Source organism: Pseudomonas sp. URIL14HWK12:I6 (genome assembly GCF_000514195.1).
Classification (GTDB): Bacteria; Pseudomonadota; Gammaproteobacteria; order Pseudomonadales; family Pseudomonadaceae; genus Aquipseudomonas; species Aquipseudomonas putida_A.
Window position 1 is genome coordinate 175,049 of the sequence record NZ_AZVL01000018.1, and the last position, 7,901, is coordinate 182,949.

The 7,901-nt window shown below is 45.9% G+C and carries 6 protein-coding genes and 1 pseudogene; 1 reads left to right on the forward strand and 6 read right to left on the reverse strand.

Features of this window, described 5'->3' with window-relative positions; all coding sequences use genetic code 11:
• Positions 1 to 3 precede the first annotated feature (3 nt).
• Both H043_RS30315 and H043_RS0121125 read right to left on the reverse strand, forming a co-directional pair.
• On the reverse strand, positions 4 to 612 hold the full coding sequence (locus H043_RS30315; RefSeq protein ID WP_155953509.1) for a hypothetical protein: 609 nt from the start codon (positions 610 to 612) through the stop codon (positions 4 to 6).
• Entirely contained in the window at positions 609 to 2,048 is a 1,440-nt protein-coding gene (locus H043_RS0121125; RefSeq protein WP_027613519.1) for an AAA family ATPase, read from the reverse strand. Before H043_RS0121125 ends, H043_RS30315 begins: the two co-directional genes overlap by 4 nt.
• A 424-nt stretch (positions 2,049 to 2,472) precedes the next feature.
• On the opposite strand from H043_RS0121125, the pseudogene H043_RS0121130 reads away from it, so the two are divergent.
• Positions 2,473 to 2,805: pseudogene (locus tag H043_RS0121130) on the forward strand (DUF4113 domain-containing protein); the annotation flags it as partial.
• A 103-nt stretch (positions 2,806 to 2,908) separates the two neighbouring features.
• Here the strand turns inward: H043_RS0121130 and H043_RS29940 are convergent.
• The 4 genes from H043_RS29940 to H043_RS30560 all read right to left on the reverse strand — a co-directional run.
• Complete coding sequence (locus H043_RS29940) at positions 2,909 to 5,383, reverse strand: hypothetical protein (RefSeq protein ID WP_081730264.1); 2,475 nt, start codon at positions 5,381 to 5,383, stop codon at positions 2,909 to 2,911.
• A gap of 675 nt (positions 5,384 to 6,058) precedes the next feature.
• Positions 6,059 to 6,463: a hypothetical protein gene (locus H043_RS0121140; RefSeq protein ID WP_155953510.1), complete on the reverse strand. Its 405-nt coding sequence runs from the start codon at positions 6,461 to 6,463 to the stop codon at positions 6,059 to 6,061.
• A 578-nt stretch (positions 6,464 to 7,041) separates the two neighbouring features.
• Positions 7,042 to 7,422 carry a hypothetical protein gene (locus tag H043_RS0121145; protein WP_027613522.1) on the reverse strand — a complete coding sequence of 127 codons (381 nt, stop codon included), beginning with the start codon at positions 7,420 to 7,422 and terminating at the stop codon, positions 7,042 to 7,044.
• Positions 7,423 to 7,512: 90 nt separating this feature from the next.
• A partial coding sequence (locus H043_RS30560) for a hypothetical protein (protein ID WP_027613523.1) occupies positions 7,513 to 7,901 on the reverse strand: 389 nt, incomplete at its 5' end.

The following is a 7,901-nucleotide window of genomic DNA, read 5'->3' on the forward strand; positions in this document are numbered from 1 at the left end:
AAACTAAATTGAATTCAATGCAAGTTCGATGAGCGCCTCATCTTTCAAGGGCAAACGTTTTCTAGTTTGATAATAAACTTCTTTTGCTCTTTCTCTAGTTATGCCAGGGCTGTCTAAATTAAGCATTTTTATTGTCCACACCCCTTTTTCACTAGCACCTATAGCGATAACCGGTAGATCGTCCACATCATTGTCGAATGTTATATGGCGGGAAACTTCATCAAGATAGGGATGCACTACGAAAAAATGACATTTATCGTAATCGGCATTCGAGATGGCAACAGTAGGAATGTCTCCCTTATTCGCAAAACCGTTGCAGAATTCGCATGAGAGCACCAGATTTAAAGGAAGAAAAGTCCATTCCGGGTGCAGAGATTTCGGCGCGATATGATCTCTATGTACCGTCCTTCGACCGTCGCTGCCAAGTGACAGCCTACACCAAGCACATAAATTATCTTGGATTAGCTGGCCTTGGACAAGAATCTCATCACGAAATTTTTTTACAGGCTCAGCTTTTCCATTCCAACGCTTAGGTCTGCTTGCGACTGGATAAGCGTCAAGTTGTAAGGTGAGAGCAGGGTCGATGAATGCGCAATGTTTGAATTTAATCATGACTCACCTGATATGAAAGCTGAAATACGATCTAATATTATATTCATAGCCACATTATCAGGAGCCCGTAAACTCAAGAGCCTTGCATGGATTTCACGCAACTTACCAAGATCACGCTTTTCAGTATTGGATATTATATGCAAAGCCTCACGAAGATCATTTTCAACGTAGATATTACCCGACGCAGCTACGCCAAATGCTCGATATAGAATATTTTCTGGGGAGCGCCCATAAACATCGCCATCAAATAGTTCGAAAAGCCACTCTGCACTGTTATTACGATTTTTAGAGAGTATTAAAGAGGAGTTCTTGTCATCAAGATCGGAAATCATGAAATGTGAGTGCGTTGCAATTAATATGTGGATCCCGTGAGCTGCACCTAAGCAGGATTTAAGTGTCGGTACATACTTCATTTGCCAATCTGGGTGAAGACTCAGTTCAGGCTCATCTATGATAACCAGCGAATTATCCGCAATCTCTGCCAACAACCTTGAATTAGTCCCAACTATTTGCTGCTCCCCTGAGCTTAAATCGCTGAATTGATAAGATTCAAGCTGCATTTTTTCTTTAAAAAACATCAGTGATGTCGATTTAAGGGCCCTAACTCGTCTAGCTGCGTCGTGTCCTATGCGCCATGATTCAAGCTGTGATGAACTAAAACCATCCAAATCACAATAGTAGATGCCCTCTATTTTCGGAAAGCTTTTTAACTCTTGCAGAAAATCGATCGCCACCTTAATTGAGGTGGTGAGAGTTTCACTGAACATCACACCTGGTCGTTGCAATAATGAAATTTCATCCTCTACTTTATCTCGATCGTCAGATAAAACTTCCTCTGATCGCGGAATTACAACTATTCCAAGGTGGGGGCTATACCCAGCAAGTGCCAACCAGTGCTCAAGGCTATCTTTAAATCCTGGTCTCTCAAGACCTCGCATAATACTCTGAATCACCTTCGACTCGAGCGCTCCCGTGGTCGTGAGATTCGTAGACTGCCTTAATCCCAAATATTTATAGAAAGAGCCGTCAATATCTTTGCTAAACCTAAATTTATCCACGGGCAGATGAGAGACTACTATAACCTTCTGAGGAAAAGGCAATTCGTTGATCTCATACTGCTTAGATCCCATTTTAGCCGTAACCACCTTGGGGCCTGAGCGTTCGATATAACATTCAATACCGTCCATCCGATATCTGATGGCGCAGCTCTTTGCCATTTTTCTGTTTCTAAATCTTCCGTTCCCCTGCCCTGATTTGATTGATGCTATATACGAGAGCTCATCTGCAATTCGACTTAATAGTAAACTTTTCCCCGAACCGTTAGGGCCAATAATTACAGATACGACGGCGCTTGAATCGTCAGTATCTCCTTCAAATATAGGAACGTCAAATTCACCATCATAATACGCAATGAGCGTGAAGCCCTTCCTGACCATACCCCATTCCCTTAATCACCTTGCGGTTCGCTGACTCATCGAGGATATACATATAAACGGCGGACAGTATCATAATGCCATCCCAGACACCTACGCAATCATGATTAAACTTATTGAAATTCTTCAGCAAGGTGAGGATGTGGCGGGCCTCGGGTGATGGGTGTTGAAATCTTTAATAACAAACCCGCGCTCAAGCGCAAGTGGACTAGGAAACGCGTCACACAGTGCACGGTTCAGCTTGCACCGCGCCTAAAGTAGGAGTTGCCAAAACATACCGACGTCCAAACGCAGTGCTGAGAACCCAAAGCCTTCCCTCTTTCCGCGCGCTGATTACATCTCCGGTCTGAACGATTCGCCCATCAACCAAATGGCCATAGGGATCATCCCCTTCGTGACCAAACACGACGCTTACACAAACACGAGACCTTATGCGACAAAAGATGTGCGACTCATGACAAACGCTGCAACAGAAGTCGATCGCCTCTTCCGACCAAGCTTCAAATACAGCAAAGCGGAAGTTCTGCTGATGGATTTGCGACAGCCCGGCGAATTCACTGATGACCTGTTTGTACATTCCCAGCCTGTTACAGCAGACAAGGTGATGACCGTCCTGGATGAGATCAATGGACGCTGGGGCAAGGGAGTTGTCCGTTTAGCCAGTGTTCCTGCGGCGCCTAGTTGGGCAATGCGCCGCGAGTTGATGAGTCAGAGCTATACGACGAAGGTTGATCAGTTGTGGACGGTCATGGCTAGGTAGCAGGACAGCACTCTACATTAGCGAAATATTTTGACAGGCTGCTAACGGCCCAAAGCACTCATATATAGCGTGCTCGCTTAGGAAATCAATCCATGACTGAGGCTCATCTATGGTGAGTAGGTCGGTTTCCAATATGATTCGAGACAGTAAGAAAAGAGTTTTCCTGACCATTGAGTAGGTTGGTAAAATCAAAATAGTTGACGTTTATACTCGAAAGTAACCATTGCGCCTTTAGATAGTCTCTAAAAGCGACCGTTTTAGTATACCTATCATTTATGGCAAATGAGGACGCAAGATTACAAACTATTTCTCTTGCTGCTTCATCGAAGATTGGTGTGTCAGTTGACATTGCATCTAAAAATGCAAACGAACCCGCCCAATGACGGACATGATAAATTCCAACCGATGTCGCTCGATAATGCAGCTGTTCACTGCGCTCATGCTCTGCAACTTGTATTTCGCGATAGTGAGCGTAGGGTGTTTCAATTAGCCGTTTTGTAGCCAAAAACTTTAATGCTTTACTAATTTGATCATCTACGTAACCATGACCAGCTAATTCTGAAATTATATTTCGCCCAGCCAAAAACCCATCATTGTCGACCACCCCTGTATTTGAGCTGAGATAGGCAACAATTAGAGAAGACAAAAAATGTTCTCGCGGGTCGGCCACACCAACAACATCGAATATATTACACGCCACTAAAGATGATTGAGAGTTAAAGTAGGCATACTCGCCCAACAAGCTATGCTTAGTGAATTCGTGTAGTGGAATTCTATATCCACCTCTCTCCTCTTCAATTTTTACTATTTTTTTAGAATCAACGTTGGGGCTTCCAAAAAAACCAGTGATCAACTCGATAACTGAGCGCGTATTACCTCCAGTTACGTTACTCAGAAACTGCTTAATAGAATCGCTGGTTCTGATTGAACGCAAAGTTGCGTTTAAGAAAAGCACCACGTTTTTCAGATTTAACCTAATATCCTGCAATGCAGCAGGAGCCACCTTGCCTTCTGCCACTCTGACAGCAAAAATTAGCCTTTTCTGGATAACTTCATCTGCGGGCGGAGGAGATATGGTAAGAACTTTATTTTGGTATGCAGAAAGCGCTCCAGTAGTTTTTGAGAGGTAAAATGTACTAGGCCTTAATGCCACGAAAACTGATAGGTTTCTAGATGCTGCAAACTCCTGTGCAATAAGGAATGTTTCTTGCTGTACCTCAAATGAACGCTGATCCGCATTATCCAGCACCATTATTATTTGTTTGCTTCGGCCACGGCTAAGGTGACCTAAAGCCGCCTGTAAATGCATGTCCTTTTGATCAATTTTAGATGTTAAGAATCTCGCTCGCTCCAGACGGTACTGCTCGGGACTTGAGTCTTTTAGGCTTCCGTTGACAGTTGTATCGAAATCCACCAAGTCCTTGTAATAGATCGCATTGGCGAAAGCTGCGGTATTTATATCAATGTTATACTTACTTTTTAGTATTCTAGGAACCTCCTCCAATATATAGGTTTTTATATCTCGACTTAAAGTCGCTTTTATGCCCAGATTAATATTTAAAAAGTAGGTATTGGCTTGATCTGTGCTAGTTAGGCTTTCGAATAGGTTTTCAAAAAAAGACGTCTTTCCGACGCCCACATCTCCAATTACCACTATGGGGCGAGATCCCATTTTTCCAAGCAAAGAGGGATCGCTAATTTGTAAATTTCCGTTATGATCAACCCCCGTAATTTCATCTAGAGCTGAGGGTGCAATACCAAGTTCTCCTGCTCGCCGATAACGACTCGTAATTATACTTTTGCTTAAGAGAAGATGCCTATTATTAGCTTCAATCCCAATATAGCATTCTTTGTAGAAATCCGACTTTAGTTCGGGATTATCTTCGATTTCTTCAAGAAGGAGCGAAGATAGTGACCTTAAATTCTCTTGAAACTCATTCCTGTACCGATATTTGAAAGGTTCTGCGATGACCGTAGAACCTTTAGGAGGAATTCTCGGATTACGATGAAGAGCCAAGTCTCGGTTCGCATGGTTTTCCTCTACCCCCTCTGGCGATAACAATTTCCATAATAGCGGGAAGTGGTCGATATACGACTGAAAGCCATTGAAAAAATAACACTCGCCCTCTAGCGGAGGGAATCCCGGGGTGATCGCTTGAAAAATTGCAATCTGTGGCCCATTACAGATAATCGCGACCTGTGCACCTTTCATTGCACAGTAGGGAATAACTTGAACGATGGCCTCTTTCAAACTTTTGGATGCAACAATTAAAGGCTGGAGCTTACGAAGTACAATTGTTGAATTAGAAGGAGGAATATCAAAAATAATCGCCTCTTTTTTTGCTTCAAGAATCGCCTTAACTGGCAGGCCTAATGCGTAGTCCGCCCTCCCATTCATTTCATCTGATAGCTCAACTGCAATATTTGGCTTTTCCCATCCCAAACATTCGGTTAGTAATCTGTCAACAAACTGAAATCGGTTTTGTGCCTCGTTCCAATGTTCACTGCCATCTGGGGAGTTTTCTAATATTTTGCGTAAACGCACCATCCCCTCGGTCATCTCAAATGGTGCTCGCATACCGTTCTCCCTGATGAGCAGATAATTCTAATCACCATAGATCAAGGTACGTAAAAGAAAAGCTCGCGCCACTCAAGGGTGTGCTTGGGGCGCTTGAAAATCACTGCGATTACTTGCGCCCGCGAGCTATGCGAGCTCAAGCTCGCCGATACAGCACACAGGCGATGACCTCCTGGGGGGGGGAAGGACGGATGAACACCATGCCCAGCTTTGTGAAAAGTCGTGCAAGCAGAGGGCGACCAGAAACAGAAGGAGGCGAAGGAAGTGCTCGCGCTCGCAATCACACTCTTCAGAATACCCGACATTCCCCTTGACTTGATCTGCCGCAAATGCGCTGGGCGCTGAACCAACGCGCGACTGGTAACGCATGAGGATCTGGGCGACTTAGCGAAACAGTTGCTGAATGAACCCCACACTGGAGCCACTGACACCGTTAGGGTGGACATGGCGACCTAGGCGAAGTCTTTGGGCACCGACGCAGTGCTCAAGGATGCGAGGCCAGCAGGATTTTGCGAAAAAAACCTAGGCATCATCGGCAAATTTTTTGGTGAAAATTGGACATTGAAGAGGTTAATTACTCGTTGGAATAATCGCGAACAAACCTATTGTGGTCTCAGGCTATTTTGGCAAGGTAACCTGTTGAACTCGCATTCCATTCGACAGCGATAGCCATGCTCACAAGCGCAGCGAAGTCACCATCACCACCAGCGTCGCCCACCATTGAAGCACCTCTTGGATAGCATGCTCTCTACCATGCCATTGGGTTAGACCAGATGCTACGCCCACAGTAATGACAGTTGCTACCAGGAACGAAGCTGCGCCCTTCAGCACCCAGAGACGCTTCCATAAAGGAAACTGCTTCGCGAAATCGGGCTCATGATTGCGGTAATCCGTCCCAGCAACGTATACGTAAAGGAACACACCTAACGCCAGCATTGCAGCAATCCACTGAGGCATCGAAAATCTGAGCAGCAATGAAAGGATCAAACCTGGCCATACCAGGGTTTCCGCATACCTTTTAGCTATAATCTCAGACTTGGTCGTAAAGCGCGGGCTGTACTTCCTGAGCATCAACATCATTCAATCCTTAAGCCATAGCCGATCAATGCTGAACGGTATGCAAGCTATCAAACTCCATGCTTGGCTGATAGCTAAGGGACTGTTACACGATTTTGCGGCCAGCCTTGAGGTGATTGGCCTAAAGTAGTTGGCTCCAAGGCTTCTGGTAGGCAGAGCACCCGTGATTGCGGGTTGATCGCCCTTAGCTATTACGCCAATCCGTTGATAAGGATGGGAAAAAGGTACTTCCTGATCAGAGACCATCTACGTCGACATGGTGTGGCTGCACTCAGCAATCAATACGCGCTTTACAGCAACATGAGCAAACGAGTGATGACGATCATAAAGAGCTGAATTGCTCCTTCATCTTGGCAAGCGCAGCCAGCAGCCATCATGCATGATGCGTGCGGATGGACGTCCAAAAGGGCCGAGACTCGGCAAGGGGCCGGGGTCACGACAGCCATCCTGCAGGGCGCGGCACCAAACGCTGGCTCAAGACGACTCAATACGAGAAGCCCTTATTTAACAGGGCAAGGCGTTTACAATCCCGTAAGATCAGGTCGGACAGGAATATGTATTGCCGATAGCCCTGCGGAAAATCACTGCAGAACCCGAGGTGTTGGATGGAGCGTTCGAGAGAGGCGCAAGAACTCTCGCAGGCTCGAACGACCGTTACCTCGCTGAAACGTGGCGAGTACATAGCGAGAATTCTCGGTCGTCATTACCCAAAACCTGCCTTCACGCTCGACCTTGACCACGTCAGAAGTCCTGATCAGGTGACCATCGCCAAACCGCCCATACTGGTCTTTGCGCTTGTGGCCAAAAACTACTCCGATGCCTGCTCGGGCCCTGATGGATACTCCGCAAAGGTACGCAGTGACAGGTATGTCGAAGCCCTGCTCCTGAGCTTTTAAGATTCGCAAAAGGTCGAAATCGGTGTGGCGCTTGCCATGAAAATTTACATCTAATGTGTCCAGCATCGTTGGGCTCCAGTTGCTGTCTGTATGGAGTTATCAAGAATTGCACACGCAATCAGGCGCGCTGATATCGTGTGGGATTCTTGGTAAATTTCAGGCTGATCGAATCATGCTTGAGAGAAAGATTGGGCGAAGGTTATTCAGCGCATCGCTTCTGAAACCTGGCTGGTGAGATGTGTGATATTTGGAACCCGTTTCGATCTCTAGAAGGCAAACAAGGCACTCATTTTCGTCCTCTCCAAGCGTCACTTTCCTCAGCGCCTCCATGCGCCACCCGCCAGATCCATTCATATACGCCGGTGTGACTACCTGAACATCGGTAATGATTGTCTCAGCATCTTGGGCAATCAGGATTTGCTGCAGTCGATGTTCACTGTCGACCATTAAAACCGCTTCAGTGAATCGCCCCTCGTGCTTAACCTGGATGGTAACGTGATACCAGTGAGTGCGAAGCACCTTGGATACCTGATGCCATTGGTACT